Below are 26933 nucleotides of genomic sequence, written 5' to 3'. Positions count from 1 at the left end.
GCGCGGGGGGGCCGGTCCCGGCGCCCACCCGGGGGGGGGCCCGGCGGCGGGTTCTTTATCGTGTGGGTCAAACCGCCGGCCGGCGGGGGTTGGGGGCGCGCCCCACCACCCGAAGGGGTCCCGTGAACGCCACCGCCTTGTCCCTCGTCCTCGTCGCCGCCGTCGTGCACGCCGCGTGGAACCTGGCGGCCAAGCGGATCTCCTCCGGGGGCACCCAGTTCGTCTGGCTCTACTACACGGCCGGTGCCGTCTTGCTGCTTCCGGTCACGATCGTGCTGCTCGTCGTCGAAAACCACCCTCCACAGTGGAGCTGGCTGCTCGCCGCCGCGGTCACCGCCGTCCTGCACGTCGCTTACGGCGTCGTGCTGCAGCGGGGGTACCGCGTCGGTGACCTCTCCGTCGTCTATCCCGTCGCGCGGGGCACCGGGCCGTTGCTGTCGGTGCTGGCCGCCGTCCTGGTGCTCGGCGAGCGGCCCGGCCCGCTCGGCCTGCTCGGCGCGTTCCTGGTCGTCGCCGGAGTGCTGGTGATCAGCACCGGCCGCAAGGCGGACGACCCCCGCGCGGTGAAAGCCGGGATTCTCTACGGCCTGCTGACCGGGGCCGTCATCGCCGGCTACACGCTCTGGGACGCGCACTCGGTGACCGGTCTCGGCGTGCCGCCGGTGATCTACTTCGGCCTCGGCTCGGTCCTGCAGAGCGTGCTGCTCGTGCCGGGCGCCCTGGCCGATCGTGCCGAAGTGTCGCGGATCTGGCGGGAGCAGCGCCGCGAGGTCCTGCTCGTCGCGGTCCTGTCGCCGATCGCCTACATCCTCGTGCTGTTCGCCCTCACCATGGCGCCGGTCAGCCTGGTCGCGCCCGCCCGGGAGCTGAGCATCGTGCTCGGCGGCCTCGCCGCGTGGCTGGTCCTGGGCGAACGTGACGCCGTGCGGCGGCTGGCCGGGTCGGTGATCGTGCTGTCCGGCATCGCCGCGATTGCGGCCGCCTGAGCCCGTCCGGTAGGGATGGTCGGATGGAGATCCTGAAGAGCCGGCTGCTGATCCGCCCGCGGGACGTCGCCGCGTCCACGGCGTTCTACCGCGACACCCTCGGCCTGGCCGTCGAGCGGGAATTCCCCGGCGGCACCGTGTTCTTCCTCGGCCACGGCTCCCTGGAGGTCTCCGGTGCGGGCGAGACGGGCTCGTCGCCCGATCTGGTGCTCTGGCTGCAGGTCCGGGACCTCGCCGGCACCCTGGCCGATCTCGAGGCGAGGGGCTTGAAGCCGGTGCGGGACGCCCAGCGCGAGCCCTGGGGCCTCGACGAGGCCTGGATCGCCGATCCGGACGGCACGCGCATCGTGCTGGTCGAGGTGCCGGAGGGCCACCCGATCCGCACGGACACCCGCTAAGCGGGCTTGACGGCGCGCAGCTGCGCGGCGAGCGCGGCGAACCCCGGCGGCTCCCAGGTCCAGGTCTGCAGGTCGGCGAAGCCCGCGGCGGCGGCTTCGTCGGCCAGGACGTGCCTGCTCACGGGCAGCCACTTCTCGTGCGCGGACAGCAGCAGCCGGCCGCCGGGACGCACGACCCGGAACAGCTCGGCGAACCCGGCCGCGCGGTCTTCCCACAGCATGACGTTGTTCACGCTCAGCACGACGTCGACGGACTCGCCGGGCTCGCCGGTGTGCGCCGCCGACCCTTCGCGCAGCTCGGCCCGGTCGCCGCAGCGCTCGTGGCACAGCGCGAGCATCTCGAGAGAGGGGTCGACGCCGACGGCGCGCCCGGCCAGGCGCGCGGCGGCTTCCAAGCCGACGCCGGGGCCGGGGCCGACGACCAGGACGGTTTCGTCGGGCTCGATCTTCGCGAGGTCGACGACGCGGTGTTCGGTGGCGGCGTTGCCCCGGGCCATGACCCAACCGCCGAGGCGGCCGAGCGCGCCGGAGGGGTGACCGAACGTCCGGTCGAGGACGCGGGCGAACCCGCTGGTCTCCGGCGGGGGAGGGAGTGCCGGCTGGTGCGGAGTACTCATACTTCGAGGGCACCACGGATCGCAAAAGCCCGCATCGGGGATGACCCCCACCCGCACCCGGAGGGCCATGGGACCATAGAGGTGGCCATCCCCGACTTTCCGAGGACTCATTCGAGTGACGACGTTCGCCGACACGACCTTCACGCCTCCGGAGCTCATCCGGAACTTCTGCATCATCGCGCACATCGACCACGGCAAGTCCACCCTGGCCGACCGCATGCTGCAGCTCACCGGCGTCGTGGAAGAGCGGGCCATGCGCGCTCAGTACCTCGACCGGATGGACATCGAACGCGAGCGCGGCATCACGATCAAGGCGCAGAACGTCCGGCTGCCCTGGAAGGTCGACGGGCAGGACCACGTCCTGCACATGATCGACACCCCCGGCCACGTCGACTTCACCTACGAGGTTTCCCGGGCCCTGGAGGCGTGCGAAGGCGCCGTTCTGCTGGTCGACGCGGCGCAGGGGATCGAGGCCCAGACGCTGGCCAACCTTTACCTCGCGCTGGAGAACAACCTCCAGATCATCCCGGTGCTCAACAAGATCGACCTGCCCTCGGCCGACCCCGACAAGTACGCGGGTGAGCTGGCCCACATCATCGGCTGCGAGCCGGACGACGTGCTGCGGGTCTCGGCCAAGACCGGCATGGGCGTCGGCGCGCTGCTCGACGAGGTCGTGAAGTCGGTCCCGGCACCGCAGGGTGACGCCGACGCGCCCGCCCGCGCGATGATCTTCGACTCGGTGTACGACACCTACCGCGGCGTCGTCACCTACATCCGCGTCGTCGACGGCAAGATCACGCCGCGCGAAAAGATCAAGATGATGTCCACCGGCGCCACGCACGAGCTGCTGGAGGTCGGGATCATCTCGCCGGAGCCCAAGCCCAGCAAGGGCCTCGGCGTCGGCGAGGTCGGCTACCTGATCACCGGTGTGAAGGACGTCCGTCAGTCGAAGGTCGGCGACACGGTGACGTCCGAGCGCAACGGCGCCAAGGAAGCGCTGGCGGGCTACCGCGAGCCGAAGCCGATGGTCTACTCGGGCCTGTACCCGGTCGACGGTTCGGACTACCCCGAGCTGCGCGAGGCGCTGGACAAGCTCCAGCTGAACGACGCCGCCCTGGACTACGAGCCGGAGACGTCGGTGGCGCTGGGCTTCGGCTTCCGCTGCGGCTTCCTCGGCCTGCTGCACCTGGAGATCACCCGCGACCGGCTCGAGCGCGAGTTCGGCCTCGACCTGATCTCGACGGCGCCGAACGTCGTCTACGACGTGGTGCTGGACGACGGCAAGGAAATCCACGTCACCAACCCCTCGGACTGGCCGACCGGGAGCAAGATCGACAAGGTGCTCGAGCCGGTCAGCAAGGTCAGCGTCCTGGCGCCGTCGGAATTCATCGGCACCATCATGGAGCTGTGCCAGAACAAGCGCGGTCAGCTGCTCGGGATGGACTACCTGTCCGAGGACCGGGTCGAGCTGCGCTACAACATGCCGCTGGGCGAGATCATCTTCGACTTCTTCGACACGCTGAAGTCGCGGACGCGCGGCTACGCGTCGCTGGACTACGAAGAGGCCGGCACGCAGGCGGCGGACCTGGTCAAGGTGGACATCCTGCTGCAGGGCGAGGGTGTGGACGCGTTCTCCGCGATCGTGCACAAGGACGACGCCTACAACTACGGCAACCGCATGGTGAACCGGCTCCGCGAACTGATCCCGCGGCAGAACTTCGAGGTGCCCATCCAGGCCGCCATCGGCGCCCGGATCATCGCCCGCGAAACGATTCGCGCGATCCGCAAGGACGTGCTCGCGAAGTGCTACGGCGGTGACATTTCGCGTAAGCGCAAGCTGCTGGAGAAGCAGAAGGAAGGCAAGAAGCGGATGAAGACCGTCGGCCGGGTCGAGGTTCCGCAGGAGGCTTTCGTCGCCGCACTGTCCACTGAGGACTCCGGCAAGAACAAGAAGTAACTGTTCCATTGATGTGACAGTGGCGCCCATATTCACGCCTACGCGTGAATATGGGCGCCGAACCCGTGTTCGATGCGGTTTCTGTCGGTGCTCTCTGGTTTCCTCTGGTGCGAAGAGCGAAAGGAGAGCACCATGACGGTCATGGCTGACATCGAGCACCCCGCCGATTCGGGCCCCCTGACGGTGCGCGACCTCGAGGGGATGCCGGACGATGGCCGACGCCGCGAACTCATCGACGGGGTGCTCATCGTGAGCCCCGCGCCCGGTCTGAGACACCAGAAGATCGCCTACCGGCTCTATGGCGTACTGGAAGCCGCGTGTCCGACTGATTTCGAGGTGGTAGGCGCGCCGTTCGCCGTGCACTCGGGGGACGATACTGAGCTGCAGCCGGACATCCTGGTTGGCCGGGACGAAGATTTCACCGACAAGGATCTCCCGGCGCCGCCGGTGCTGGCGGTCGAAGTGCTGTCGCCCAGCACGGCGATCCACGACCTCAATACCAAGAAGGCGGTCTACGAACGGCTCGGGACCGGCAGCTACTGGGTGATCGATCCGAAGGAGCCCGCACTGACCGTGTTCGAGCTGGACGCGGACGGCCACTACCAGCAGGTGGCCAAGGCGGCGGGCGACGAGGCGGTCGAGCTCGAGCGGCCGTTCCCGGTGCGGATCGTGCCACGGGAGCTGCTGGGCCGGCTCGGCTGACGCGGCGCCGGTCAGTGGGGCCGGATGCGAGGGGTCCCGCGGAGCTGGGCGTGCAGCTGCCGGTGGCGCAGTTCCTTCCGGAGCCGGTCGAGCACGGCGTCGAACAGGGCCGGGGTGAGGATCGCCGTCTGCTCGAACTGCCTCCGCCCGGGCGGCGCCGGTTCGAGCTTGCTGCGCGGCGCGTAGCGCTGCACCGAACTTTCGACGCCTCCGCCGGTGACCAGGTCGACCCAGAGGGCGTCGCGCAGGTAGCCGTCGCCGAAGCGGGCCGAACGCCGGACGGTCACCTCCGCGATCTCCGGCCAGGGAACGAGACGCGTGCTGAGCGTGCCCGCCGGCAGGCGGATGCCCTCGTCGCCGATGGTGAGGTCGCGCAGGCCCTCGAAGCCGCGCTTGAGGTCGCGGGCACGGGACACGCGGTAAGCCAGGACGGCGGCGAGCGCGGTCGCCGCGTAGGCACCGCCGATCAGCCACGGCGAGAGGCCGCGCACCAGCCCGGTGACGAGCGCCGCGCCGAATCCGGCGTCGGCGGCGACGAGCAAGCCGACGAGGACCTTGACCGGCGTGGTCACGCGGGGCGGGGACTCGGACAACGGGACGACTCCTGGGGCCGGCGGGGTCAGGGATTGCCGATTATCCGGTCTGCCCGGATGAACACCGCGACCCGCCGCTCTTCGGCCATGACCCGGTCGTACTCGGCCCAGTCGTCGTGGGTGCCGGTGGCGGCGATGAAGACGTCACGCAGCAGTTGCGGCAGGCCCGCGGGGTCGAAGACGGGGTCGGGATCGTCGGGCCCGATGAGGTGGGTGGCACCGGTGACGGAGAGCCAGTTCCAGCCGCGCCGGAAGGTGACGGTCGCGTGCCCGGCCCGCCGCAGCAGGAGAAGCTTGTGCGCCTTGCCGACCGCGACGTAGGCGACACCCGGCGCACCGGTCACCGGATCGTCGAAGACACCGACGTTGACGACGGAGGCGTGCACGGTGCCGTCCGCCCGCGTCGTGGCGACGGTGGCGAGGCCGTGTTCCTGCAGCGACAGCGTGCGAACCTGCTCCAGATCAGCGGTCATGCGCTCCAACCTAGCCCGCCCGACGTCCCGGAGGTCCGATCTTCACCGGCCGAAGTGCGGCGATAACCGTCCGCACAGGAGGGTGACGTCCTCGCGAGGCGCGCCGGGCCAGTCGACATCCATCCACCCGAGCTCGGCGGGAGTGTCCCGATGCCGCACGAAGACGTGCTGGTGGAAATGAGCCCGCGCCGGCCCCCGTCCGGCGATGGCCGAGTGCACGGACTCGGGATCCAGTTCGGCCCGCAGCGCGCGGGCACCCACCCAGGCGGCTCGCGCGACGGCCAGAGCTTCGGCTTCGGTGAGCCCATCGAGGTTCGCCACGTGCCGCCGGGTCTCGACGAACAGATATCCGGGAAAGGTCCCGGGCCGATGAGTCACGACGACGAGCTCATCGGCCCAGACAACCGGGCTGGCGAGCGGTCCGGTACCGCGGTGCTTGGCACAGATGGGACAAGGCTCAGGCACAGCCGAACACTAACAGCAGAAGCCCGGGTGATTTCCCGCTCAGCAAGCGCCGTTGTCGGTCCACACCCCCCACTGGCCCGTCGTTCCCGGCTCCTCGCCCTGTGTCCACCACTTCGCCGTCCACTTGTGGCCGTTGTGGGACACCACGTTCCCGCCCGTGTACACCTGCGAAGCGCTCCATGCCGGGTCCGCGCACGTGCCCGGGTTCGTCGTCCCGCCCGTGTCCCACGCGATCTGCGATGACCGGTAGAAGTTGATGCCCTGCGCCACCCAGCGGGGCGCCTGGGCGCCCAGCCGGGTCCGGAAGGCCGTCCAGTCGTGGGTCGACCACGGTGACCAGCCCAGCTCCGCGTGCGCGGCCAGGCGGGGGAACGCCAGGTAGTCGATGTCCGATGGCGTCACCACCGTTTCCGTCCACAGGGGCGACTCCACGCCGCGGACCGCCGATTCGCCCACGCCCGACAGGTACGCTCCCGGGTTCCAGCCGTACGCGTCCTGGACCTCGATGTAGCCCGCCCACGACAGCCCGATGGGCGTCGAGCTGTTGTACTTCATGTCCAGGTACGCCTTGTTCGCCGGCGACAGGATCACCTTGCTTCCGCGGGAAACCGCCGTCGACACCCCCGCGTCCGACGTCGAAGTTCCCCAGAACTGCGGCGACGCCGAAGCCGGCAGGGACGCCTTGGCGATGTCGTGCCAGCCCACCACCGATTTGCCCGTCGCCGCCACCAGGGGAAGCACTTTGTTCATGAACGTCAGGTAGTCCGCCTGCGAAGTCGCCGATGCTTCGTCGCCGCCGATGTGGAGGTACGGGCCCGGGGTCAGGGCCGCCAGCTCGCGCAGGACGTCCGCGATGAAGGTGTACGTGATGTCCTTCGAGATGCACAACGAGCTGTAGCCGACCGCCGTGTCCGTGCGCAGGGCCGGGGCCACCCCGGTGCAGTTCAGCTCCGCGTACGACGCCAGGGCCGCGTTCACGTGTCCCGGCATGTCGATCTCCGGGATGATCGTGATGTGGCGCGCAGCCGCGTAGTTCACGATGTCCGTGTACTGCGCCTTCGTGTAGTAGCCACCCGCGCCGCCGCCGACCTGGGTGCTGCCGCCGTACGTCGTCAGGCGGGGCCAGCTGTCGATCTGGATGCGCCAGCCCTGGTCGTCCGCCAGGTGCAGGTGGAGGTTGTTGATCTTGTACTGGGCCAGCTGGTCGAGGTACCGCTTGACGGTCGGCACCGGGTGGAAGTGGCGGGCGACGTCGAGCATCGCGCCGCGGTAGGCGAAGCGCGGGTAGTCCACGATCGTCGCACCCGGGATGCTCCACGGGCCCGGCTGGGCCGTCGGGCTTTCCGCGCGCCCCGGCAGCAGCTGCCGCAACGTCTGGACGCCCGCGAAGAGCCCGTCCGCGGTAGTGGCCCGCACGGTGACCGATGACGCCGTCGACACCAGCTGGTAGCCCTGGGCGCCGACGGTCGCGGGCGCGCCGCCGAGCAGCAGCGCGATGCTGTCGGACGGCACCGACGCCGGCGCGTCGGACACCGGCAGCGCGAAGCCGGTCGACGGCCGCAGCACGCCGGCGAGGTAGTCGCCGACCTGCCTGGCCGGTGCCGAACCGGCTTCGGTGACGATCTTGGTCGTCGAGACCAGCGGGAACGCGACCCCGGCCGCCGGGGTCACCGAGACCGGCACCGGCACGATCGACTGCAACGCCGGCGTGGCCGCCGCGGCGGGCGTGAGGTGTGCGGCTGTCGTGCCGGCGCCGATCAGGGCCAGCACGGCGAGTGCGCGGCCGAGCCGCCGCGCGAAGGACTGCTTCACCGGGGGACCTCCTGGCGAGAAGGGCGCGACCTCGCCGTCGCACCTCCCCGGATCGTCGCAGGTCCGGCGCGCATGGTCTAGACCAAACCGGGTGGACTCGCCGGCGGTCCGCGGGATGGGCGGGTCCGGGCTACGCTCGGTGGCATGTTCGACGAGCTGACGTTCCCGGTCGTCGCCGCGCCGATGGCCGGCGGTCCCACCACCCCGGAGCTGGTCGCCGCGGTGTCCGAGGCCGGTGGCTTCGGCTTCCTCTCCGCCGGCATGCTCACGCCCGCGGCGTTGACGGCCCAGATCGACCGCACCGCCGAGCTCACCGGGCGGCCGTTCGGCGTCAACCTCTTCGTCCCGCAGCTCGACACCGGCGCCGACATCTCGGCCCACAAAACCCGGCTGGAGGCGTTCGCCCGCGAGTACGACGTCGAGCTCGGCGAGCCGAAGTGGGACGACGACGCGTATCCCGCGAAGCTGGACGTCGTGCTCGAGAAGCGCGTTCCCGTGGTGTCGTTCACCTTCGGCCCGCCCTCGCCGTCGGACGTCCTCCGGCTCCGCGACGCCGGCATCAAGATCGTCATCACCGTCACCACACCCGAGGCGGCCACCCGGGCCGCCGACCTCGGTGCCGACGCGCTCGTCCTGCAGGGTTTCGAGGCGGGCGGCCACCGCAGCCTGTTCACCGACGACCCGCGCCGACCTGGCGGCGGCGCGGAATACGGCGTCCTCGCGCTCCTCAGGCTGGTCGCCGCCCGGGTCGACCTGCCGCTGATCGCCGCGGGCGGGCTGGTGCACGGGGCCGACGTCGCCGCCGTGCTCGCCGCCGGGGCCGTCGCCGCCCAGCTGGGCACCGTCTTCCTGCGCGCGGACGAAGCCGGGACGTCCGAGGCGCACCGCAAGGCGCTCGCCCTCGCCGAGCGCGAGACGGCCTTCACCCGCGCCTTCAGCGGCCGCCCGGCGCGGGGACTGGTCAACAAGTTCACCGACGCCCTCTCCGAGGGTGCGCCGGCCGCGTACCCGCAGCTCAACCACCTGGCGGGTCCGGTGCGCAAGGCGTCGGCGAAGGCCGGGGACCCGGAAGCGATCTCGCTGTGGGCGGGCCAGACCTACCCGCTCGCGTACGACGCCTCGGCCGCCGTGATCATCGAACGGCTGAAGGTCGAGGCGCGCGACGCCGCCGCCCGCCTCGACCGGATCCGCTAGCCGCCCGTGCGGTTCAGCAGCGAGTGCCGCCGGCTGTAGAGGAAGTAGACGACCAGGCCGATCAGGAACCAGACACCGAACCGGATCCAGGTCGCCGGCTGCAGGAACGTGATCAGCCAGAGCGAGAACACGATGCCGATCGCCGGCACCACCGGCATCCCCGGCGTCTTGAACGTCCGGGGCAGGTCCGGCTGCTTGTAGCGCAGCACGATCACCGCGACGCAGACGACGACGAACGCCAGCAGGATGCCGATGTTCGTCAGCTCGGCCGCCTCGCCGATCGGCAGCACCCCGGCGATGATCGCGGACGCAGCCCCGAGGATCCACGTCATCCGGCTCGGCACCTGGCGCTTCGGGTTGGTCTTGCCGAACCACGGCGGCAGCAGGCCGTCGCGACTCATCGAGTAGCCGACGCGGGTGGCGCCCATCAGGAACGTGAACAGCACGGTGAGGATGCCGACGATGGCACCGATCGCGATCACCGTGGCCAGGCCGGAAAGGCCGACCGACTTGAACGCCGTCGAGAACCCGCTCTTCGGGTCGATCTCGGTGTACTTCTGCATGCCGGTCAGCACCAGGCAGGCCAGCACGTACAGCACCATCGAGATGCCCAGCGAGTAGAGGATCGCCTTCGGCATGTGCCGCTGGGCGTCCTTCGACTCCTCCGCCGCGGTGCTCATGGCGTCGTAGCCGAAGACGGCGAAGAACACCGTCGCCGCGCCGGTCACCGCGCCGCCGAAGCCGGCCGGGGCGAACGGCGTGTAGTTGCCGGTCTTGACGTAGAAGAAGCCGACCAGGATGACCACCAGCACGATCAGGACCTTGATCCCGACCATCGCCGTCTCGAACCGGGCGGCGCTGCGGATGCCGCGGTTGAGCAGGTACGCGATCAGCAGGCACAGCAGCGCGGCGAACAGGTCGACCTTGTGGCCGGGCCCGGTGCCGGGCGCGCCCAGCATCCACGCGGGCAGGTCGAGGCCGAGCTGGCCGAGCAGGAAGCTGAAGTAGCCCGAGATGCCGATCGCCACCACCGCCACGATCGCGGTGTACTCCAGCAGCAGGTCCCAGCCGATGAACCAGCCGACGATCTCGCCGAGCACCGCGTAGCCGTAGGTGTAGGCCGAGCCGGCCTTCGGGATCAGGCCGGCGAACTCCGCGTAGGAGAACGCCGCCGCGGCGCTGGCGACCCCGGCGATGAGGAACGAGATCAGCACGGCCGGCCCGACGCCGGGGATGCCCGCCGCGTCGTCGCCGTGCGCGACGCTGCCGGCGAGGGCGAAGATCCCGGCGCCGATGATGCCGCCGACGCCGATGGCGGTCAGCTGCCAAAGTCCCAGAGTGCGGTTCAGGCCGCCTTCGGCCTTGTCCTGGATCTGTTCGATCGGCTTGCGCCGGAAGATGCCGGAGCTCGAGCCCAGGCCTCCTGGAGCGGACATCATCGTCTCCCGAACGGTCGGTGGAGGGCCCGGATCGCGGGCCCTCGCGGGAACCTACCGCCAACCCGGCGCGCCGACAGCCTGAGCGCGTCAGCCCGCCGCGGTGTCCTCGCTGACGGCCTTCGGCGCCGACGCGGCCGCCCGCTTCGCCTGAGTGGTCCGGACCGCGCTCGCCGCGAAGTAGGTGAGCAGCTCCGCGACCTCCACCGGGTCGTCCAGCTGCGGGCAGTGCCCCCAGTCCTCGCGGACCAGCAGCCTGCTGTGCGGCACCAGCGTGTGCAGCTGCCGTCCGGACGCGGCGGTGACGAGCTTGTCCTTGCCGCACGCGACGACCAGCAGCGGGACCTCGACCGAGTCGAGGCGGTAGGCGTCGGCGAGCTCGGCGACGAGCTGCCGGGCCTCTTCCAGCCGGCTCTTGGTCGCGCGGTAGTCCGGGAAGAGCGCGGTGAAGCGCTGCACCTGGGTCGCGTCGGCCGCGCCCGAGTCGGCGTACAGCAGCCGCGGGACGAGCTGCTCGGCGACCTTGCGCACCAGGAACCCCGGCACCGGAACGGGCAGGGACGAGTACAGCCGCAGCGGCAGCGGGTAGCGCGCCACCGTGCGGATCAGCCACGAGTCCACGAACCCCGGCGCGGCGATGGACACGACGCCCGAGATCGGCAGGCGGCTGTTCTGGGCGGCACGCAGGCTCATGGTGCCGCCGAGGGAGTTTCCGGCCAGCACGACCGAGCCGAGCACGGCCTGTTCGCGGACGACGGCGGTGGTGAACGCGTCGAGCTGCGGCAGCATCGGGCCCGGCCGCAGCGGCTGGGCGTCGCCGAATCCGGGCAGGTCGACCGCGACCGCCGGGATCCCGGCGGCCGCGAGCTGCTTCAGGGCGGGGCGCCAGGTGTCGGCGCTGTCGCAGTAGCCGTGCAGGAGCACCAGACGTGGTGCGGTGGGCCGGACGTGCGGCGCGGCGGCCCGGCGGCGCAGCGAGCGGCGCGGTACCTCCGGCTCGGGGCCGGTGTCGCCGACCTCGAGCACACGGGTGCGGACGCCGGCGTAGCGCCGGAAGGAGACCCGGATCGGGTCCTCGTCACTGGGCCGGCCGCCCGGGACAGCCGGCGCGGGCCGCTTCGTCGCGGTCATGCCTCCAAGATTACCTGGCGGAGGTGGGGTTTTGGTCGAATTTCGGTGCTAACGACCAGGTCTCGAACTGAAGACGTCAAGAATTCACGAAATGCCGGGCCGGATGGATCAAGGGATCCGCCCAGCTCACAGCGGCCTAGCGGGTGAAGACGATCTTGCCGGCGGTGTCCCCGTCGAGCATCGCCTGGAACCCCTTGGGTGCCTCGGAAAACGGCATTTCCGCGCCGATCTGCGGCCGGACACCGGTCAGATCGAGGTAGGCGAGCAGATCCGCGAGCTCGTCGCGGGTGCCCATGGTCGAGCCGGCGACGCGCAGCTGGAGGAAGAAGACACGCTGCAGCTCGGCGTGCGCGTCCGCGCCGCTGGTCGAGCCCGAGACCACGATGATCCCGCCCGGCTTGAGCGATTTGACCGAGTGTGACCAGGTCGCCTTGCCGACGGTCTCGAACACGGCGTCGACGCGCTCGGGCAGCCGCGCGCCCGATTCGAACGCCTGGTGCGCGCCGAGGCTCGTTGCGAGAGCGCGCTTCTCCTCGGTGCGGCCGGTGACCCAGACCCGGAACCCGGCCGCGCGGCCGAGCTGGACCAGCGCCGTCGAAACGCCGCCGGAGGCGCCCTGTACGAGCATCGTCTGCCCGGGCCGCAGCCCGGACTTCACGAAGAGCATCCGGTAGGCGGTGAGCCAGGCCGTGCCCATGGTGGCGGCTTCGGCGAAGCTGAGCGCCGCGGGCTTCGGGACGACGTTGCGGGCGGGCACGACGACCTGGTCGGCGAAGGTGCCCTGGTGCTTCTCGGTGAGCAGCGTGCGCTTCGGGTCGAGGGTGTCGTCGCCCTGCCAGCCCGGCGCGTTGATCACCGAGTGGATGACGACCTCGGAGCCGTCGTCGAGGGTGCCCGCGCCGTCGCAGCCGAGGATCATCGGGAACTGCTCCGGCTTGATCCCGACGCCGCGCAGGGTCCAGAGGTCGTGCATGTTGAGGCTGGCCGCCTTGACGCGCACGCGGACCCAGCCGTCCGGTACTTCGGGTTCGGGTCGCTCGCCGACGACGAGCGAGTCGAGCGGGCTGTCGGCGTTGGGCTCCTGCGCGTACACGGCGAACATGCCTCGCAACGTACCGCCCCTGAAGCGCAACGGCAGCAGGGCGCGCGTAGGCTCACACCGTGTTCAACGGGCTTGCCGACTGGTGGGACGGGGTCGAGCTGTGGCTCGCCCAGGCCTGGTTCCCGGTGCAGTTCGTGCTGGTCATGGTGGTCGTCGTGCCGCTGTGCCTGGCCGCGGCCTGGGTGCTCGACAAGGTCGTCGGACTCTTCGCCCGCCGGCTCGCTCCGGGGCGTGACGACGACTCCGACGGGTCGGCATAGGCTCGCGCACCATGTTCAACCGAAGGCGGATCACCGCCGCGCTGATCGGGCTCCTCGTGCTGGTGCTGGGGGGCTGGCTGGTCAAGGACAACCTCGGCGACGGCTCGCCGTCGCCCGCGCCGAGTACGTCGGCGAGCGGGTCCGCGAAGAGCAGCACGCCGGCCAAGGGCGGCGCCGCTGTGCCGGGCGCGGACTCCGGGCTGCCGGTGAAGGCGCTTTCCACGCTGCCGCCGCAGGCGTCGGACACGTGGAAGCTGATCGAGGCAGGCGGCCCCTACCCCTACCCGCGCAACGACGACGTCGTGTTCGAGAACCGTGAGAAGCGCTTGCCTGGTAAGAAATCCGGTTACTACCACGAATACACGGTGAAGACCCCGGGCAGTGCCGACCGCGGCGCCCGGCGGCTGATCACCGGGCAGGCGCACGAGCTGTACTACACCGGCGACCACTACGCGTCGTTCGTCGTCGTGGACCCGGCCCGATGAGCGCCGACGAGCAGGCGAAGGCCGCCGCGGAAGAGGCGTTCGCCCGGGGCGCGTACCCGCACCTGGTGAACTCGCGGCCGACCGTCGACAAGGCCGGCACGCTGACCGCCTTCGCCGAAGCACTGTCCTTTCCGGACCACTTCGGGCACAACCTCGACGCGCTCTACGACTGCCTGACCGACCTGTCGTGGCTGCCACCGGGGGAGCACGTGCTGATCTGGCCGGGCTCGGACGCGTTGCGCAAGGCCGAACCCAAGACGTACCTGGCCATCCGCAGCGTGCTTTCGGACGCGCAGCGCGCACTCGGCCCGAGCGGCCGCAGCGCCGGTTCGTGGCGGCTCACGGTCGTGCTGCCGGACGCCTGAGCGGTGTCCCCGCGCGTTTGACCGTGCGGATCACCGGCGCGCTTTCCAGGGTCTGCACGCCGCGGATCCCGGCAACGCGGTCGGTGAGGTAGCGGTAGAGGTCGCGGCCGTCGCGGCAGTTCACCATGGCCGTGAGGTTCGTCGTGCCGGTGGTGGCGACGGCGAACGACGTCTCGGGGTGGCTCGCCAGCGCCGCGCCCGCCTCGGCGAGGTGCGCGGGGGAGACGGTCAGCCACAACCGCGTCTCGGATCGGAACCCGAGCCGGGCCGGGGACACGTCGAGGTGGTAGGTCAGCGTGCCGTGCCGCCGCAGCAGGTCCATCCGGCGCCGCACGGCCGAATCGGACCAGCCCGTGGCCGCGGCCAGCGCCGTGTAGCTCGCCCGGCCGTCGTGGGCCAGCGCGTCGAGGAGCGGCTGGTCCTCGGGAGCCGGCGGGAGACCGGGGCCGCTGGGCTCCGGCGGGCGCAGCCGCTCGATCTGCCCGGGGGACAGGCAGTGCAGTCCGCTCCAGCCGTCCGGGAGCGCGAACGTGTGCAGCAGTTCGTGTGCGGAGACGGCGGTCACCCGGTTGGCGCGCGGCAGCTTGTGCAGCAGGAGGTCGTCGCGCCCCGCCGTGTCCGGGGCGTGGACGGTGCAGGAGATCTCGGTGCCGCCGGAGAGCAGGTGCACCCACGACACGTCGGGCCGGTCGGCGAGCGCGGCCGCGACGGCGGCTCCGGCGTCGGGGGTCGTGCGCAGGCGGAGGGTCCACGTCGTGTAGCCGGCTTCGCCGCCGCTGACCGCGCCGGTGATCTTGAGGACGCCGGCGGTCCGGAGCCGCTGGTAGCGCCGGGCGACGGTGTTCTCCGAGACGCCGAGCACCGGGCCGAGCGCGCGCATCGGCACGCGGCCATCGATCTGCAGGGCGTGGAGCAGGCCCCGGTCGACGTCGTCGAGCGTGACGGTTTCCATGTCTCCAGCGTATTGGATGACGGTATCCGGCGGACTAATCGACTTTTCTGGTGATGATCGGCGCTTCTCCCGCACTCTTCGGGGCACACACGAAGGGAGTTTCGATGCGCAAGTGGTGGCCGTTGACCGTCGTCTGTGCGGGGTCGTTCCTGTTCCTGCTGGACACGACCGTCGTGACGGTGGCGCTGCCCCGGATCGGCGCCGATCTGTCGGCGTCGGTCGGGCAGCTGCAGTGGGTACCGGACGTCTACACGCTCGTCCTGGCGGTGCTCATGCTGGCGACGGGTTCGCTCGCCGACCGCTTCGGCCTGCGGCGGACGTTCCTCGCCGGGCTGGCCGTGTTCGGCACGGCGTCCCTGGCCTGCGCCCTGGCACCGGACATCGGGACGCTGATCGCGGCCCGCGGGGTGCAGGCCGTCGGTGGTTCGGCGTTGGCCGTGACCGGGTTCGCCCTCCTGGCGAAGACCTACGAAGGACGTGAGCGGGGCACCGCGATCAGCGTCTTCTTCGCGGTCAGCGGGCTCGGCGCGGCGGTGGGCCCGCTCGCCGGCGGCGTGCTGACCGAGTACTTCGGCTGGGGAGCGGTGTTCTTCGTCAACGTTCCGCTCGCGTTGCTGACCGGGCTGTTCGCGATGCGGGCGCTGCTGCCGGACGCTCCGGCTCGCCGCAGCCGGTTCGACCTGGCGGGTGCGGTGTGGTTCGCGATCTTCGCCGCGAGCCTGGTGCACGGGTTGACCCTGGGTGGTTCCGGACGCTGGACCTCGCCGGTCACCGTGGGGGCGTTGGCGATGTCGGTGGCCGCGTTCACCGGGTTCGTCGTGGTGGAACGGCGCCGGGCGGACGCGATGCTGGAACTGGGGTTGTTCCGCGACGGCGGGTTCACGACGTTGATCGCGTGTGCGGCGGCTTCGACGCTGACTTTCGCCGCGCTGGTCTACGTTTCGCTGTGGCTGCAGGCGGGGCCGGCACCGGGTCCGATCGAGGCCGGGCTCGCGCTGGCGCCGCTGGCGGTGGCGTCGTTCCTGACTTCGACCCTGCTCGGGAAGGTTCTGCACCGGTTCCCGCCGCGGGTGCTGCTGGGCGCGGGTGTGCTGCTGGGGGCCTTCGGCTGCGGGCTGCAGCTGGGACAGCAGTCGGTGACCGGCATCGCGCTGGGGCTCGCGGTGACCGGGATCGGTGTCGGGATTTCGGGGCCCGCCATGGGATCCGCGATCGCGGCGGCGGCACCGCCGGGGCGAGCGGGGATGGCGGCGGGGATCATGACGACGACCCGGCAGTTCGGGCAGACACTCGGGGTCGCCGTGCTCGGGATCGCTTACCAGGCCGGGGGTTTGACGCCGGTGTACGTCGTCGCCGCGCTGGCCGGTGGGGTGACGGGCCTGCTCGCGCTGGTTCCGCGCAAGCAGGCCCGCGTCCCGGCTTAGTCCTGCGGGACCCAGTTCGGCTTGCGTTTCTGGGCGAAGGCCAGGATGCCCTCCTGGCCTTCCTCACCGGCGAAGAACTTCGCCGACAGCCCGAGCATCTCGTCGAAGCCGTCCGAGGGGGTGGCCGGGCGGGGACGGCTCAGCAGCGCCTTCGTCTCGGCCAGCGCCTTCGGACCGCCCGCCGCCAGTGCCTTGACGTACCGCGCGACCTCGGCGTCCAGTTCGTCCGCCGGGACCGCCGAGTTCAGGAGGCCGATCTCGACCGCGCGGCGCGCGTCGAACGTGTCGCCGGTCAGGAACAGCTCGTGCGCCGCGCGGGGGTTGAGGCGCGGCAGGACCGTCAGGGAGATGATCGCCGGGACCACGCCGATGCGGACCTCGGAGAAGGCGAACGTCGCTTCCGGTACCGCCACGGCGATGTCGCACGCCGCCACCATGCCGATGCCGCCGGCGCGGGCGGGGCCGGCCAGGCGGGCGACCACCGGTTTCGGGCTGGTCCACAGCTGGTCGAGGATCTTCGGGAACTCGTTCACGCCCTGGTCGCCCACGCCGGCGCCGCGGGCCTCCTTGAGGTCCATCCCCGCGCAGAAGACCGGCCCGGTGTGGGTCAGCACGATCACCCGCACGGCGTCGTCCGCGGCCGCCGCTGCCAGCGCGCCCGAGAGCTCGCGGCGCAGCTGAGCCGACAGCGCGTTGCGGTTGTGCGGGGAGTCCAGGGTGATCGTGGCGGTGCCGCCCACCACGTCGTAGTGCACCAGTTCGTCAGCCATGCCCGACACCCTTGCACATCCGCCGCGCACGGCCGGTGTTACGCGGGCCACCCCGCGGGCGGGAACCCGCGGGGTGGCCCGGCGCTCAGCCGATGGTCGTCGTGGTGAAGACCGGGCTCGGGTCGGGGAAGCAGGCCGTCGGCGCGGTGAGGTCGCCGATGATCGTGCTCGCCACCGCCTTGAACGTCAGGCCCGGGTCGCGGTAGCTGGTCCCGCCCAGCTTCGTCTGGATGGTGCCCGACTGGCCGGCGGTCAGGTGCGCGGTGACGGTGGGCAGTTCGAACGTGGCACCTCCGGCGATGGGGCCGGGGAAGCTCAGCGTGGCGACGCCGTTCGCGACGGAGATGGCCGGCGGGGTCGAGCCGAGGCCGGAGCCGCCCGTCAGGTCCGCGCCGACGTACGACGAGTTGGCCGGGATCGGGATCTTGAGCGCGAAGGTGTTGATGTTCTTGACCTTGTTCCCGCTCACCTCGCCCGGCACGGTGTTCGGCGCGGGATCGATGACGACGTCGAACGCACCGCCGGGCGCGACCGTGGCGGGCGCGGTGACGTCCGCGTCCTGGTTCAGCGCCACCTTCTGCGGCCCGACGATGGGGGCGTCGGCCTGGCAGTCGAAGGTGACGCTGGTGGCCGCCGACGCCGGAGCGGCGAGGGCGATCGGCAGCACCGCGGCCGCGGTCAGCGCGGCGAGCCGGGAGAAGTGAAGAGCTTTCATCTGTATCCACCTGCCTGCGGTCTCACGAGGGGAAGAAAGCTGCGCAGCCGTTCAGATAGTTACCGGCAAGTTAAGTAGCACGTCAAGGATTCACCGTTCCCATGCGCGCAGGGTCACGAAAATGTGAATACGACTCACCTTTTGGCGGTGGCGCTGCTGTCCCGGGTACGCAGGGTGGTCGATAAGCTCCGGACATGGCCGCGACTCGCCGCCAGGCTGCTGTGCGCGGCCTGGCCTCGAATCCCGCTACTCCCGACGACCTCGCGATCCGGCTGATCCAGGATCCCGGACTGGTCTACGCCGTGGTCCGGACGAGGCCGCGGGTTAGTGAGCGCTTCGTGGACGTGGTGCTCGAACTGGGTGCCGACGGCGCCCGGTGGCTGGGGGGCAACGAGTCGACGCCACAGGGCATCCTGCTTCGGCTGTCCGAACATCCTTCGGCCGAGGTGCGCGCGTCCACGGCCGACCGGATCATCGATGAGGGCGTGCTCATCCGGCTCGCCGCCGACCCGGCGTCCGAGGTGCGCAAGACGCTGGCCGAGCGCTGGCACAACCCGCCGCCGGAGGTGTTGCGCGCGTGGCTGACCGACGAAGACGGCGACATCCGTTACGCCGCACTGCACTGGTCTGCCGTCCCGCCGCCACCCGATCTGCTCGACGCGCTCCTCGCCGACCCGGTGACGAGCGCGGACGCGCTGAGGCACGCCGACCTCACGCCGGAGCTGATCACCCGGTTCTCCGAGTCAGATGACGCGGAGGAGAACCTTCGCTTGGCCAACCACCCCGCTCTGCCGTCCGGGACGGTTCGATCGCTCGCCGCGGCGGAGAACGAGATGTTCATGGTCGGCCTGCTGCTGAACCAGGTCACCCCGGACGACGTCCGGGCCGCTCTGCTCGCCAAAGTGCCCGCACTGCACCCCATCCGCGAGTGGACGGTGGACTACTTCCTGTCCAACCTGTCGCGGAACGTCAGGGAGGTGCAGTGGCTGCGCGAGATGCCGCTCGCCGGGCGCCTGGAGTACCTCGACTCCCCGTACGAATTCTTCCGGACGGTCGTGGCGGGCAGCCGGGAGCTCCCGCAGTGGGCGCTCGACCGCCTGATGACCGACGAGTCGACGATGGTCCGCCGCGTCACCGCGGCAGACCACGATTCCGTGTCCGGCGCCGCACTCGAAGAGCTGTTTCTCTCGCACGGCGAGAGCCGGGCGTTCGGGCGGTTGCTGACCGAGCATCCCTGTTTTCCCCGGGACGCCTTCCTCCGGTTCGCGCACAGCGGCGACTCCGGCCTGCGCGCCATCGCTTGCTCCTACCCCGATCTTCCGGCGCCGCTCGTCGCCGAGGTCGCGACGGATCCCGTGGCCGGCACGCGAGAAGCAGCCGCCCGCCACCCGAACGTGCCCTTCCCCACGGTCCGGCGGCTGCTGGCCGATGAGGACCCGGGCGTCGTCTCCGCGGCAGCCTCGTCACCCGCGCTGCCCGTGGCCGACATGTACGCGATCTTCGACGCCTAGCGCCGGGAGCTACGCGTACTGGCGGAGCAGTTCGCTGACCGCGGACGCGTACCGGCTGACCACCACGTCGGCGACGCGCGGGTCGTCGGCCAGCGGCTCCGCGATGAACGCCTTCGGATCCGCCTCGCGGGCCAGCGCGGCGATCCGGTCCGGGAGCAGGCCCGGCGCCAGGAACCACGACGCGACGACCAGGTGCCGCGTGCCCCGCGAACGCAACGAAGCCGCCGCCGCGGGGATGTCCGGCTGGGTGGCGGACGCGAACGCCTCGCTCACCGGGACCCCCAGCCGCTCTTCCCAGCGGGAAGCGAGCGAGGCGACGACGGCGTTCGCGGAAGCGTTCGACGAGCCGACCGCGCTGACGATCACACCCGTGTCGCGGCGGTGGGGCGCGGACGCCAGCCGGTCGAGGGCGACGGCCTCCAGGGCCGGGTCGGCGCCGAGCACGTCGGACGTCCGCACGACGAAGCCCGGGCAGGACGCCGTCACCGAGTCGATCAGCGCCGGCAGGTCGACGCGGGCGTGGAACGCGCTGCCCAGCAGCAGCGGGACTACGACCGCCGTCCGGTGGCCGTCCGCGTACAACGACCGCAGCACGTCCGTGACGAGCGGCGCCGACAGGTCCAGAAAGGACTCGTGCACCGAAAGGCCCGGTGCCTGGGCGCGCACGACGTCGACGAGCGCCCGCACGGTCGCCGCCGAACGGGGATCACGGCTGCCGTGCGCGACGGCGACCAGGGGTGGCGTCACGAGAAGCGCTCACCCACCAGCCCCGCGGCCAGCGTGTCGCCGTCCTTCGGGTCGATCACCAGGAACGCGCCGGTGCGCGGGCTGACGCCGTAGTCGTCGACACCCAGCTCCTCGGCCAGCCGCAGGGAGACGCGGCCGATGTCGTTGAGCTCCAGCGAGGCCGGTGAGTCCACACTGGACAGTGTCTGCTCGTCGAACCGGGCGTGCAACTCGTCCACCAGCGCCTGCACCGTGCGCGTGCCGTGCTTGACGAGCACGCGCGCGCCCGGCTTCAGCGGCTTGGACGACAGCCAGCACAGCGTGCCGGCGATCTCGTCGGTGACGCGCGGCGGCGCGTCCGCGGCGGCGATCAGGTCGCCGCGGGAGATGTCGATGTCGTCGGTGAGCAGCAGCGTCACCGACGTCCCCGCGCCGGCTTCCTCGAGCGGGCCGTCCGCGGTGTCGATGCGCTCGACGCGGCTGCGGATGCCCTGCGGCAGCACGACGATCTCGTCACCCGGGCGGACCGTGCCCGCCGCGATCTGGCCCGCGTAGCCGCGGTAGTCCGGGTACTCGGGCGTGCGGGGGCGGATCACGTACTGCACCGGGAACCGCAGGGCCTGGTCGTGCGGATCGGGCGCGACCGGCACCTCCTCCAAGTGCTCCAGCAGGCTGGGGCCGGAGTACCACGGCGTCCGCTCCGAGCGGCTCGCGACGTTGTCGCCTTCCAGTGCCGACACCGGGATCGCGAGCACGGACCCCCGCGGGTAGCCCAGCGACAGGGCGTGCGCGGCGAACTCCTCGGCGATCACCGTGAACGTCGCTTCGTCGTAGCCGACCAGGTCGATCTTGTTCACCGCCAGCACCAGCTGCGGCACGCCGAGCAGGGCCAGCACGGCCGCGTGCCGCCGGGTCTGCTCGATCACGCCCTTGCGCGCGTCGACGAGCAGCACGGCCAGCTGCGCGGTGGACGCGCCGGTCACCGTGTTGCGCGTGTACTGCACGTGCCCCGGCGTGTCGGCCAGCACGAACGACCGCTTGGGCGTCGCGAAGTAGCGGTAGGCGACGTCGATGGTGATGCCCTGCTCGCGCTCCGAGCGCAGGCCGTCCACCAGCAGCGACAGGTCCGGTGTGGACAGTCCCTTGTCGACGGACGCGCGGGTGACCGCGTCGAGCTGGTCGGCGAGCACCGACTTCGTGTCGTACAGCAGCCGGCCGACCAGGGTCGACTTGCCGTCGTCGACGCTCCCGGCGGTGGCCAGGCGCAGCAGCGAACTCATCAGAAGTACCCCTCACGCTTGCGGTCTTCCATGGCCGCCTCGGACATCCGGTCGTCGGCCCTGGTTGCGCCGCGCTCGGTCAGCCGCGAGGCCGACACCTCGGCGATGACCTCTTCGACGGTGGCCGCGGTGGATTCGATCGCGCCGGTGCACGAGCCGTCGCCGACGGTCCGGTAGCGGACGGTCCGCTCCCGGACCTCTTCGCCCGGGCGCGGACCGCCCCACGGGCCCTCGGTCAACAGCATCCCGTCGCGCAGGTACACCTCGCGCTGGTGCGCGTAGTAGATCGACGGCAGTTCGACCTTCTCGCGGGCGATGTAGTTCCAGACGTCGGCCTCGGTCCAGTTGGACAGCGGGAAGACGCGGACCTGCTCGCCCGGGCGGTGCCTGCCGTTGTAGAGGTTCCACAGCTCGGGCCGCTGCCGCCGCGGTTCCCACTGGCCGAAGGAGTTGCGGAGGCTGAAGATCCGCTCCTTGGCCCGGGCCCGCTCCTCGTCGCGCCGGCCGCCGCCGAAGACGGCGTCGAACTTGTTCTCGGCGATCGTGTCGAGCAGTGGCGTGGTCTGCAGCGGGTTGCGCATCCCGTCGGCGCGCTCTTCGAGGCGCCCGTCGTCGATCCAGTCCTGCACCTTCGCGACGACCAGGCGCAGCCCGTGCTGCTCGACGACGCGGTCGCGGAACTCGATGACCTCGTCGAAGTTGTGCCCGGTGTCCACGTGCAGCAGCGGGAACGGCACCGGCGCCGGCCAGAACGCCTTGATCGCCAGGTGCAGCAGCAGCGTCGAGTCCTTGCCGCCGGAGAAGAGGATCACCGGCCGGTCGAACTCGCCCGCCACCTCGCGGAAGATGTGGATGGCCTCGGATTCCAAAGCCGCCAAGTTGTCCTGTGCCGCATCGGTCGCGGGCTCCAAGGTCGTCATGCGTCCCTTCCTCAGCCGTGCAGTCCGCACTCGGTCTTGCTCTGCCCGGCCCACCGGCCGCTGCGCGGGTCCTGGCCCGGCTCCACGCGAGCCGTGCAGGGCGCGCAGCCGATCGAGAGATAGCCGATCGAGACCAGCGGGTTCTCCAGGATCCCGTGCTCGGCGATGTAGGCCTTGAACTCGTCGTCGGTCCACGGCGCGATCGGGTTGACCTTCACCAGGCCGTTGCGGTCGTCCCAGGTGACGATCGGGGTGTTCGCGCGGGTCGGCGCGTCCACGCGGCGGACGCCGGTGACCCACGCCGAGTAGTTCGCCAGGGTCTTGCGCAGCGGCACGACCTTGCGCAGGTTGCAGCACAGCGTCGGGTCGCGGTCGTGCAGCTTCGCGCCGTGTTCGGCGTCCTGCTCGGCGACGCTCTGCTCGGCCTGGGCGTTGACGATCTTCACGCCCGGGTAGACCGCTTCGACCGCGTCGCGGGTGCCGATCGTTTCCGGGAAGTGGTAGCCGGTCTCGAGGAACAGGACGTCCACCTCGGGCTTGACCTTCGTGGCCAGGTCGATCAGCACGGCGTCCTGCATGTTGGACGCGACGATGAAGTCGTCGCCGAACGTGTCGGCGGTCCAGCGCAGCGCTTCTTCCGCCGTGGCGTCGGCGAGTTCCTTCGACGCGCGCTCGGCGAGGGTCTTGTAGTCGGCAGTGGCGGTCATCGGGACACCTCCGGGAGGGAAAGACCGAGGAACTTGACCGAGAAAACCCGGCGACAAGCGGAACACAGCCAGCCGCCGTTCTCTTCCGGCCGCAAGTCCTCGTCGCCGCAGTAGGGGCAGTAGTACGGAGCCGCACGCTCGGTGGAGGTCACTGCAGGGCGCTTTCCTCGGCGCGCGCCGCCCACTGCGGGAACCGTTCGCCCGGTTCGCGCCCGGCGACGTAGTTGCGCACGACCCGCTCGACGTACCCGGTCAGCTCGCCCGAAGTCACCTTGTGCCCGCGCAGCTTGCGGCCGAACCCGGCGTCGAGGCCGAGCCCGCCGCCGAGGTGCACCTGGAAGCCTTCGACCTGGTTGCCGTCGGCGTCGGTGACGATCTGGCCCTTGAGGCCGATGTCCGCGGTCTGGATCCGCGCGCAGGAGTTGGGACAGCCGTTGAGGTGCACGGTCACCGGCGTTTCGAGGCCGTCCTGGATGTCGGCGAGGGATTTCTCGAGGTCCGAGACGAGCTGCTGCGCGCGGGCCTTCGTCTCGACGATGGCGAGCTTGCAGAACTCCAGCCCGGTGCAGGCCATCACCCCGCGCCGCCACGGCGACGGCTTCGTCTCCAGTCCCAGCTCGGCCAGCTCGGCGGCGAGGGTGGCGACCTGGGCCTCGGGGACGTCGAGCACGACGACCTTCTGCTGCGGGGTGAGCCGTACGCGGCCGGAGCCGGCCCGCTCGGCGGCCTTGGCGACGGCGACGAGCGTGCCGCCGCTGGAGCGGCCGGCGATCGGCGCGGCGCCGACGTAGAACTTGCCGTCGACCTGCGGGTGCACGCCGACGTGGTCGATCGGGACGGCCGGGTCCACCGGCGGCGGGCCGTCGAGCAGCTCACGCTTCAGGTACTCGTCCTGCAGCACCTGCCGGAACTTCTCCGCGCCCCAGTCCTTGACCAGGAACTTGAGCCGGGCCCGCGAACGCAGCCGGCGGTAGCCGTAGTCGCGGAAGATCGAAATGACGCCTTCCCAGACGTCCGGGACCTCGTCCAGGGGCACCCAGGCGCCGAGGCGCTGCCCGAGCATCGGGTTGGTCGACAGGCCGCCGCCGACCCAGACGTCGAAGCCGGGTCCGTGTTCGGGGTGCTCCACGCCGACGAAGGCCACGTCGTGGATCTCGTGGGCGACGTCGGGCTGGCCGGAGATCGCGGTCTTGAACTTGCGGGGGAGGTTGGCGAACTCCGGCTTGCCGATGTAGCGGCGCTTGATCTCGTCCAGCGCGGGCGTGCCGTCGATCACCTCGTCCGCCGAGATGCCGGCCACCGGCGAGCCGAGCATGACGCGCGGGCTGTCGCCACACGCCTCCATCGTGGTCATGCCGGCGTTCTCGAGCTTGGCCCAGATCGCCGGGACGTCCTCGATCCGGATCCAGTGATACTGGATGTTCTGCCGGTCGGTGATGTCGGCGGTGTCGCGCGCGTACGCCTGCGAAATCTCGCCGAGCACGGTGAGCTGCCCGGTCGTCAGCGCGCCGCCGTCGATCCGGACCCGCAGCATGAAGTAGCGGTCGTCGAGCTCTTCGGGCTCCAGCGCCGCGGTGCGGCCGCCGTCGATCCCCGGCTTGCGCTGGGTGTAGAGGCCGAACCAGCGGAACCGGCCGCGCAGGTCACCCGGGTCGATCGCGTCGAACCCGCGGTGGGCGTAGATGTTTTCGATGCGCGCCCGCACGTTGAGCGGGTGGTCGTCCTTCTTGGACCGCTCGTTCGGGTTCAGCGGCTCCCGGTAACCGAGCGCCCACTGCCCTTCGCCGCGCTTCTGCTTGGCGCGCGCGGGGCGGGCTGGGGTTTGGGGCGTGGCCATGGCGGCGTCCTCCGAAAGGCGGTTCGTGGCGGCGGAGGCCCGCCGGCTCGCGGGTTTCCTCCGGCACCGGCTGTCCAGGTTCGTGGCAGGTGGTGGCGCTCGGGAGTCAGCGAACGGGTACGCAGAGGGCGCTGGCGACCCGCAGGAGGTCGACGTGGCGGCGGGCCACGAGCAGAACACCGGCATGAGTCACGGCGTCAGCGTGCCACGCGTCCACAATGTGGTCCAGGCCTGCCCGCATGGTGGGAGAAGGGTCACTTACCTGCGGAAATCGTGTCAACCGTCCAGAGCGCACCCACTTGCGCCGACTGAACCACTACATGTAGAGTACTTCAACCAAAGTGCTTTGAAGAGAGGAACTGGGGATGCAGGTCAAGGGTTTCGGGGCGGGCTACCTGGTCGACGACATCGCGGCGACCACCCGCTTCTACGCGGACGTCGTCGGCCTGCCGGTCACCGTCGAGCTCGACTGGTTCGCCAGCGTCAACGCCGGCGCGCCGGGGTACGAGATCAGCTTCGTGCAGCGCGGGCACGAGACCGTGCCGCCGGGCTACCGCACGCAGGAGACGGCCGGGCTGATGTTCGGGCTCGTCGTCGAAGACGCGCACGCCGAGGCGAAACGGCTGGAGGAGGCGGGTGTCGAGCTGGTGACGCCGGTGGTGGACGAGGTCTACGGGCAGCGGCACTTCTACGTCGCCGACCCGAACGACGTGCTGCTCGACGTCATCGAGCTGATCCCGGTCGACCCGGACTGGGCGGCGGCCGACCTTCCGGCGTCGTAACGGGTGTTAACCCGATCGGCCTCCCGGCGCGACCGAGCGTGGCGGGGTGGACAATCCGAGGGTGCCTCAGCTGCGTCCCGACCCCGCCACACCGATCGATCCGGCGTTGCCGGAAAGCGCGCTGAAGGGGCTCGGCAGCAGAGCCTTCGGGGTGTACGTGCACGTCCCGTTCTGCGCCACGCGCTGCGGGTACTGCGACTTCAACACCTACACCGCGGGCGAGCTCGACTCCGGGGCGTCGCCGCAGTCCTGGCTCGAAGGGCTGCGCCGCGAGCTGGAGCTCGCCGCGCGCGTGCTCGTCGTGCCGCCGGCCGCGGACACCGTGTTCGTCGGCGGCGGCACGCCGTCGCTGCTCGGCGCGGACGGGCTGCGTTCGGTGCTCGACGCCGTCCGGGACGTCTTCGGCCTGGCGCCCGGGGCCGAGGTGACGACGGAGTCGAACCCGGAATCGACGTCACCGGAGTTCTTCGCCGGGATCCGCGAAGCGGGCTACACGCGGATCTCGCTGGGCATGCAGTCGGCCGCGTCGCACGTGCTGAAGATCCTCGACCGCGTGCACACCCCGGGGCGTCCGGGCAAGGCCGCCGCCGAAGCGCGCGCGGCCGGGTTCGAGCACGTGAACCTCGACGTGATCTACGGCACGCCGGGGGAGCGCGCCGACGACCTGCGCGCGACGCTCGACGCCGTGCTGGCCGCCGGCGTCGACCACGTCTCGGCGTACGCGCTGATCGTCGAGGAGGGCACGGCGCTGGCCCGCCGCGTCCGCCGCGGCGAGCTGCCCGCGCCGGACGACGACGTGCTGGCGGCGGACTACGAGATGATCGACGCCACGCTGTCGTCGGCGGGCCTGCGCTGGTACGAGGTGTCGAACTGGGCGGCCTCCGACGCGGCCCGCTGCCGCCACAACCTCGGCTACTGGCGGGGTGACGACTGGTGGGGCGCCGGTCCTGGGGCGCACAGCCACGTCGGCGGGGTGCGCTGGTGGAACGTCAAGCACCCGGCCCGCTACGCCGCCCTGCTCGCCGGCGGCGACTCGCCCGCGGGTGGGCGCGAGGTGCTCACCGACGACGATCAGCACCTCGAGCGGATCATGCTCGAACTGCGGGTCGCCGAAGGGCTGCCGCTCGACGTGCTCGACGAGCCGGGGCTGGCCGAGGCACGGGCGGCCGCGGCCGAGGGGCTGCTCGATCCGTCCGCATTGGACTCGCGGGGTCGCGCGGTGCTCACCGACCGCGGCCGGCTGCTGGCCGACGGGGTGGTGCGCCGCCTCGCCGGTTAGGGATTAAAACCGGGGACCGTGTCGTTACTTGTACTCAGCAACGACTTTCGAGGA

General features: G+C 71.0%; 30 protein-coding genes. 12 read left to right on the top strand and 18 right to left on the bottom strand.

Annotation, left to right across the window (positions count from 1 at the left end):
- Positions 1–122 precede the first annotated feature (122 nt).
- Positions 123–986, top strand: coding sequence for a DMT family transporter (locus ACFVYA_RS30585; RefSeq protein ID WP_387049887.1), 864 nt, complete (start codon positions 123–125; stop codon positions 984–986).
- Between the two features lie 23 nt (positions 987–1009).
- A complete protein-coding gene (locus ACFVYA_RS30580) occupies positions 1010–1384 on the top strand; it encodes a VOC family protein (RefSeq protein ID WP_387049885.1) in 375 nt (124 codons plus the stop codon).
- On the opposite strand, the gene ACFVYA_RS30575 is transcribed toward ACFVYA_RS30580, so the two are convergent.
- The gene (locus ACFVYA_RS30575) at positions 1381–2001 is read right to left on the bottom strand and encodes a class I SAM-dependent methyltransferase (protein WP_387049883.1); all 621 of its coding nucleotides are present in this window, start codon (positions 1999–2001) and stop codon (positions 1381–1383) included. The two genes, ACFVYA_RS30580 and ACFVYA_RS30575, sit on opposite strands and share 4 nt — an antisense overlap.
- A gap of 115 nt (positions 2002–2116) precedes the next feature.
- Here ACFVYA_RS30575 and lepA point away from each other — a divergent pair, with 115 nt between their 5' ends.
- Together lepA and ACFVYA_RS30565 are read left to right on the top strand one after the other, a co-directional pair.
- The gene (lepA, locus tag ACFVYA_RS30570) at positions 2117–3958 is read left to right on the top strand and encodes a translation elongation factor 4 (protein ID WP_387049881.1); all 1842 of its coding nucleotides are present in this window, start codon (positions 2117–2119) and stop codon (positions 3956–3958) included.
- Between the two features lie 132 nt (positions 3959–4090).
- Positions 4091–4660 carry a Uma2 family endonuclease gene (locus ACFVYA_RS30565; RefSeq protein ID WP_387049879.1) on the top strand — a complete coding sequence of 190 codons (570 nt, stop codon included), beginning with the start codon at positions 4091–4093 and terminating at the stop codon, positions 4658–4660.
- 11 nt (positions 4661–4671) lie between these two features.
- Here the strand turns inward: ACFVYA_RS30565 and ACFVYA_RS30560 are convergent, their stop codons facing one another.
- The 4 genes from ACFVYA_RS30560 to ACFVYA_RS30545 all read right to left on the bottom strand — a co-directional run bounded on the left by ACFVYA_RS30560 (position 4672) and on the right by ACFVYA_RS30545 (position 8003).
- Positions 4672–5253 carry a hypothetical protein gene (locus ACFVYA_RS30560; RefSeq protein WP_387049877.1) on the bottom strand — a complete coding sequence of 194 codons (582 nt, stop codon included), beginning with the start codon at positions 5251–5253 and terminating at the stop codon, positions 4672–4674.
- A 26-nt stretch (positions 5254–5279) separates the two neighbouring features.
- Positions 5280–5726, bottom strand: coding sequence for a pyridoxamine 5'-phosphate oxidase family protein (locus ACFVYA_RS30555; protein WP_387049875.1), 447 nt, complete (start codon positions 5724–5726; stop codon positions 5280–5282).
- 42 nt (positions 5727–5768) lie between these two features.
- Positions 5769–6104 carry a histidine triad (HIT) protein gene (locus tag ACFVYA_RS30550; protein WP_387049874.1) on the bottom strand — a complete coding sequence of 112 codons (336 nt, stop codon included), beginning with the start codon at positions 6102–6104 and terminating at the stop codon, positions 5769–5771.
- A 126-nt stretch (positions 6105–6230) separates the two neighbouring features.
- A complete protein-coding gene (locus tag ACFVYA_RS30545; protein ID WP_387049872.1) occupies positions 6231–8003 on the bottom strand; it encodes a family 20 glycosylhydrolase in 1773 nt (590 codons plus the stop codon).
- Between the two features lie 144 nt (positions 8004–8147).
- On the opposite strand from ACFVYA_RS30545, the gene ACFVYA_RS30540 reads away from it, so the two are divergent.
- Positions 8148–9197, top strand: coding sequence for an NAD(P)H-dependent flavin oxidoreductase (locus ACFVYA_RS30540; protein ID WP_387049870.1), 1050 nt, complete (start codon positions 8148–8150; stop codon positions 9195–9197).
- Here the strand turns inward: ACFVYA_RS30540 and ACFVYA_RS30535 are convergent.
- The 3 genes from ACFVYA_RS30535 to ACFVYA_RS30525 form a co-directional block, all read right to left on the bottom strand.
- On the bottom strand, positions 9194–10633 hold the full coding sequence (locus ACFVYA_RS30535; protein ID WP_285985125.1) for an amino acid permease: 1440 nt from the start codon (positions 10631–10633) through the stop codon (positions 9194–9196). The genes ACFVYA_RS30540 and ACFVYA_RS30535 overlap by 4 nt on opposite strands.
- 90 nt (positions 10634–10723) lie before the next feature.
- Positions 10724–11764: an alpha/beta fold hydrolase gene (locus ACFVYA_RS30530; protein WP_285985124.1), complete on the bottom strand. Its 1041-nt coding sequence runs from the start codon at positions 11762–11764 to the stop codon at positions 10724–10726.
- A gap of 136 nt (positions 11765–11900) precedes the next feature.
- The gene (locus tag ACFVYA_RS30525; protein ID WP_387049868.1) at positions 11901–12866 is read right to left on the bottom strand and encodes a zinc-binding alcohol dehydrogenase family protein; all 966 of its coding nucleotides are present in this window, start codon (positions 12864–12866) and stop codon (positions 11901–11903) included.
- 59 nt (positions 12867–12925) lie between these two features.
- Between ACFVYA_RS30525 and ACFVYA_RS30520 the strand changes: the two genes are divergently transcribed.
- Genes ACFVYA_RS30520 through ACFVYA_RS30510 form a run of 3 tightly spaced genes read left to right on the top strand, consistent with a single transcriptional unit; the run spans position 12926 to position 13976 of the window.
- Positions 12926–13126, top strand: a complete 201-nt coding sequence (locus ACFVYA_RS30520) for a hypothetical protein (RefSeq protein ID WP_086843106.1) — start codon at positions 12926–12928, stop codon at positions 13124–13126.
- Between the two features lie 11 nt (positions 13127–13137).
- Positions 13138–13611: a ribonuclease domain-containing protein gene (locus tag ACFVYA_RS30515; RefSeq protein WP_387049867.1), complete on the top strand. Its 474-nt coding sequence runs from the start codon at positions 13138–13140 to the stop codon at positions 13609–13611.
- Positions 13608–13976: a barstar family protein gene (locus tag ACFVYA_RS30510; RefSeq protein ID WP_285985121.1), complete on the top strand. Its 369-nt coding sequence runs from the start codon at positions 13608–13610 to the stop codon at positions 13974–13976. Before ACFVYA_RS30515 ends, ACFVYA_RS30510 begins: the two co-directional genes overlap by 4 nt.
- Here the strand turns inward: ACFVYA_RS30510 and ACFVYA_RS30505 are convergent.
- Positions 13951–14928 carry an Lrp/AsnC family transcriptional regulator gene (locus ACFVYA_RS30505; protein WP_285985120.1) on the bottom strand — a complete coding sequence of 326 codons (978 nt, stop codon included), beginning with the start codon at positions 14926–14928 and terminating at the stop codon, positions 13951–13953. The two genes, ACFVYA_RS30510 and ACFVYA_RS30505, sit on opposite strands and share 26 nt — an antisense overlap.
- Positions 14929–15032: 104 nt before the next feature.
- On the opposite strand from ACFVYA_RS30505, the gene ACFVYA_RS30500 reads away from it, so the two are divergent.
- Positions 15033–16352, top strand: coding sequence for an MFS transporter (locus ACFVYA_RS30500; protein ID WP_387049865.1), 1320 nt, complete (start codon positions 15033–15035; stop codon positions 16350–16352).
- Here the strand turns inward: ACFVYA_RS30500 and ACFVYA_RS30495 are convergent.
- Positions 16349–17122 (bottom strand): enoyl-CoA hydratase family protein, encoded by a 774-nt coding sequence (locus ACFVYA_RS30495; RefSeq protein ID WP_387049863.1) that lies wholly within the window; start codon positions 17120–17122, stop codon positions 16349–16351. The genes ACFVYA_RS30500 and ACFVYA_RS30495 overlap by 4 nt on opposite strands.
- An 85-nt stretch (positions 17123–17207) precedes the next feature.
- Positions 17208–17837 (bottom strand): cyclase, encoded by a 630-nt coding sequence (locus tag ACFVYA_RS30490; RefSeq protein WP_285985117.1) that lies wholly within the window; start codon positions 17835–17837, stop codon positions 17208–17210.
- Between the two features lie 194 nt (positions 17838–18031).
- On the opposite strand from ACFVYA_RS30490, the gene ACFVYA_RS30485 reads away from it, so the two are divergent.
- Positions 18032–19348: a hypothetical protein gene (locus tag ACFVYA_RS30485; RefSeq protein ID WP_387049860.1), complete on the top strand. Its 1317-nt coding sequence runs from the start codon at positions 18032–18034 to the stop codon at positions 19346–19348.
- 9 nt (positions 19349–19357) lie between these two features.
- Here the strand turns inward: ACFVYA_RS30485 and ACFVYA_RS30480 are convergent, their stop codons facing one another.
- The 7 genes from ACFVYA_RS30480 to ACFVYA_RS30450 all read right to left on the bottom strand — a co-directional run bounded on the left by ACFVYA_RS30480 (position 19358) and on the right by ACFVYA_RS30450 (position 25059).
- On the bottom strand, positions 19358–20095 hold the full coding sequence (locus ACFVYA_RS30480) for a sirohydrochlorin chelatase (protein WP_387049858.1): 738 nt from the start codon (positions 20093–20095) through the stop codon (positions 19358–19360).
- Positions 20092–21354, bottom strand: coding sequence for a sulfate adenylyltransferase subunit 1 (locus ACFVYA_RS30475; protein ID WP_387049857.1), 1263 nt, complete (start codon positions 21352–21354; stop codon positions 20092–20094). Before ACFVYA_RS30475 ends, ACFVYA_RS30480 begins: the two co-directional genes overlap by 4 nt.
- Positions 21354–22274, bottom strand: coding sequence for a sulfate adenylyltransferase subunit CysD (gene cysD, locus ACFVYA_RS30470; protein WP_387049855.1), 921 nt, complete (start codon positions 22272–22274; stop codon positions 21354–21356). The genes ACFVYA_RS30475 and cysD overlap by 1 nt, the downstream gene beginning before the upstream one ends.
- Before the next feature lie 11 nt (positions 22275–22285).
- Complete coding sequence (locus ACFVYA_RS30465) at positions 22286–22981, bottom strand: phosphoadenylyl-sulfate reductase (protein ID WP_285985112.1); 696 nt, start codon at positions 22979–22981, stop codon at positions 22286–22288.
- On the bottom strand, positions 22978–23133 hold the full coding sequence (locus tag ACFVYA_RS30460; protein ID WP_247055118.1) for an Insertion element protein: 156 nt from the start codon (positions 23131–23133) through the stop codon (positions 22978–22980). Before ACFVYA_RS30460 ends, ACFVYA_RS30465 begins: the two co-directional genes overlap by 4 nt.
- Positions 23130–24818, bottom strand: a complete 1689-nt coding sequence (locus ACFVYA_RS30455; protein WP_387049852.1) for a nitrite/sulfite reductase — start codon at positions 24816–24818, stop codon at positions 23130–23132. Before ACFVYA_RS30455 ends, ACFVYA_RS30460 begins: the two co-directional genes overlap by 4 nt.
- A 106-nt stretch (positions 24819–24924) precedes the next feature.
- Complete coding sequence (locus ACFVYA_RS30450) at positions 24925–25059, bottom strand: putative leader peptide (RefSeq protein WP_353067981.1); 135 nt, start codon at positions 25057–25059, stop codon at positions 24925–24927.
- 124 nt (positions 25060–25183) lie between these two features.
- Between ACFVYA_RS30450 and ACFVYA_RS30445 the strand changes: the two genes are divergently transcribed.
- Positions 25184–25600 (top strand): VOC family protein, encoded by a 417-nt coding sequence (locus ACFVYA_RS30445; RefSeq protein ID WP_387049851.1) that lies wholly within the window; start codon positions 25184–25186, stop codon positions 25598–25600.
- 46 nt (positions 25601–25646) lie between these two features.
- Positions 25647–26879 carry a radical SAM family heme chaperone HemW gene (hemW, locus tag ACFVYA_RS30440; RefSeq protein WP_387049849.1) on the top strand — a complete coding sequence of 411 codons (1233 nt, stop codon included), beginning with the start codon at positions 25647–25649 and terminating at the stop codon, positions 26877–26879.
- Positions 26880–26933: the final 54 nt, after the last annotated feature.

The sequence above is a fragment of the Amycolatopsis sp. NPDC058278 genome, from assembly GCF_042881395.1.
Classification (GTDB): domain Bacteria; phylum Actinomycetota; class Actinomycetes; order Mycobacteriales; family Pseudonocardiaceae; genus Amycolatopsis.
This window is presented reverse-complemented; position numbering and strand designations above follow the sequence as displayed.

Excerpts from the sequence above, each read along its gene's own strand:
- ACFVYA_RS30580 (WP_387049885.1), top strand. The coding sequence starts at position 1,010 with ATGGAGATCCTGAAGAGCCGGCTGCTGATCCGCCCGCGGGACGTCGCC.
- ACFVYA_RS30575 (WP_387049883.1), bottom strand. The coding sequence starts at position 2,001 with ATGAGTACTCCGCACCAGCCGGCACTCCCTCCCCCGCCGGAGACCAGC.
- ACFVYA_RS30565 (WP_387049879.1), top strand. The coding sequence starts at position 4,091 with ATGACGGTCATGGCTGACATCGAGCACCCCGCCGATTCGGGCCCCCTG.
- ACFVYA_RS30555 (WP_387049875.1), bottom strand. The coding sequence starts at position 5,726 with ATGACCGCTGATCTGGAGCAGGTTCGCACGCTGTCGCTGCAGGAACAC.
- ACFVYA_RS30540 (WP_387049870.1), top strand. The coding sequence starts at position 8,148 with ATGTTCGACGAGCTGACGTTCCCGGTCGTCGCCGCGCCGATGGCCGGC.
- ACFVYA_RS30535 (WP_285985125.1), bottom strand. The coding sequence starts at position 10,633 with ATGTCCGCTCCAGGAGGCCTGGGCTCGAGCTCCGGCATCTTCCGGCGC.
- ACFVYA_RS30530 (WP_285985124.1), bottom strand. The coding sequence starts at position 11,764 with ATGACCGCGACGAAGCGGCCCGCGCCGGCTGTCCCGGGCGGCCGGCCC.
- ACFVYA_RS30525 (WP_387049868.1), bottom strand. The coding sequence starts at position 12,866 with ATGTTCGCCGTGTACGCGCAGGAGCCCAACGCCGACAGCCCGCTCGAC.
- ACFVYA_RS30515 (WP_387049867.1), top strand. The coding sequence starts at position 13,138 with ATGTTCAACCGAAGGCGGATCACCGCCGCGCTGATCGGGCTCCTCGTG.
- ACFVYA_RS30510 (WP_285985121.1), top strand. The coding sequence starts at position 13,608 with ATGAGCGCCGACGAGCAGGCGAAGGCCGCCGCGGAAGAGGCGTTCGCC.
- ACFVYA_RS30505 (WP_285985120.1), bottom strand. The coding sequence starts at position 14,928 with ATGGAAACCGTCACGCTCGACGACGTCGACCGGGGCCTGCTCCACGCC.
- ACFVYA_RS30500 (WP_387049865.1), top strand. The coding sequence starts at position 15,033 with ATGCGCAAGTGGTGGCCGTTGACCGTCGTCTGTGCGGGGTCGTTCCTG.
- ACFVYA_RS30495 (WP_387049863.1), bottom strand. The coding sequence starts at position 17,122 with ATGGCTGACGAACTGGTGCACTACGACGTGGTGGGCGGCACCGCCACG.
- ACFVYA_RS30490 (WP_285985117.1), bottom strand. The coding sequence starts at position 17,837 with ATGAAAGCTCTTCACTTCTCCCGGCTCGCCGCGCTGACCGCGGCCGCG.
- ACFVYA_RS30485 (WP_387049860.1), top strand. The coding sequence starts at position 18,032 with ATGGCCGCGACTCGCCGCCAGGCTGCTGTGCGCGGCCTGGCCTCGAAT.
- ACFVYA_RS30475 (WP_387049857.1), bottom strand. The coding sequence starts at position 21,354 with ATGAGTTCGCTGCTGCGCCTGGCCACCGCCGGGAGCGTCGACGACGGC.
- cysD (WP_387049855.1), bottom strand. The coding sequence starts at position 22,274 with ATGACGACCTTGGAGCCCGCGACCGATGCGGCACAGGACAACTTGGCG.
- ACFVYA_RS30465 (WP_285985112.1), bottom strand. The coding sequence starts at position 22,981 with ATGACCGCCACTGCCGACTACAAGACCCTCGCCGAGCGCGCGTCGAAG.
- ACFVYA_RS30455 (WP_387049852.1), bottom strand. The coding sequence starts at position 24,818 with ATGGCCACGCCCCAAACCCCAGCCCGCCCCGCGCGCGCCAAGCAGAAG.
- ACFVYA_RS30450 (WP_353067981.1), bottom strand. The coding sequence starts at position 25,059 with ATGCGGGCAGGCCTGGACCACATTGTGGACGCGTGGCACGCTGACGCC.
- ACFVYA_RS30445 (WP_387049851.1), top strand. The coding sequence starts at position 25,184 with ATGCAGGTCAAGGGTTTCGGGGCGGGCTACCTGGTCGACGACATCGCG.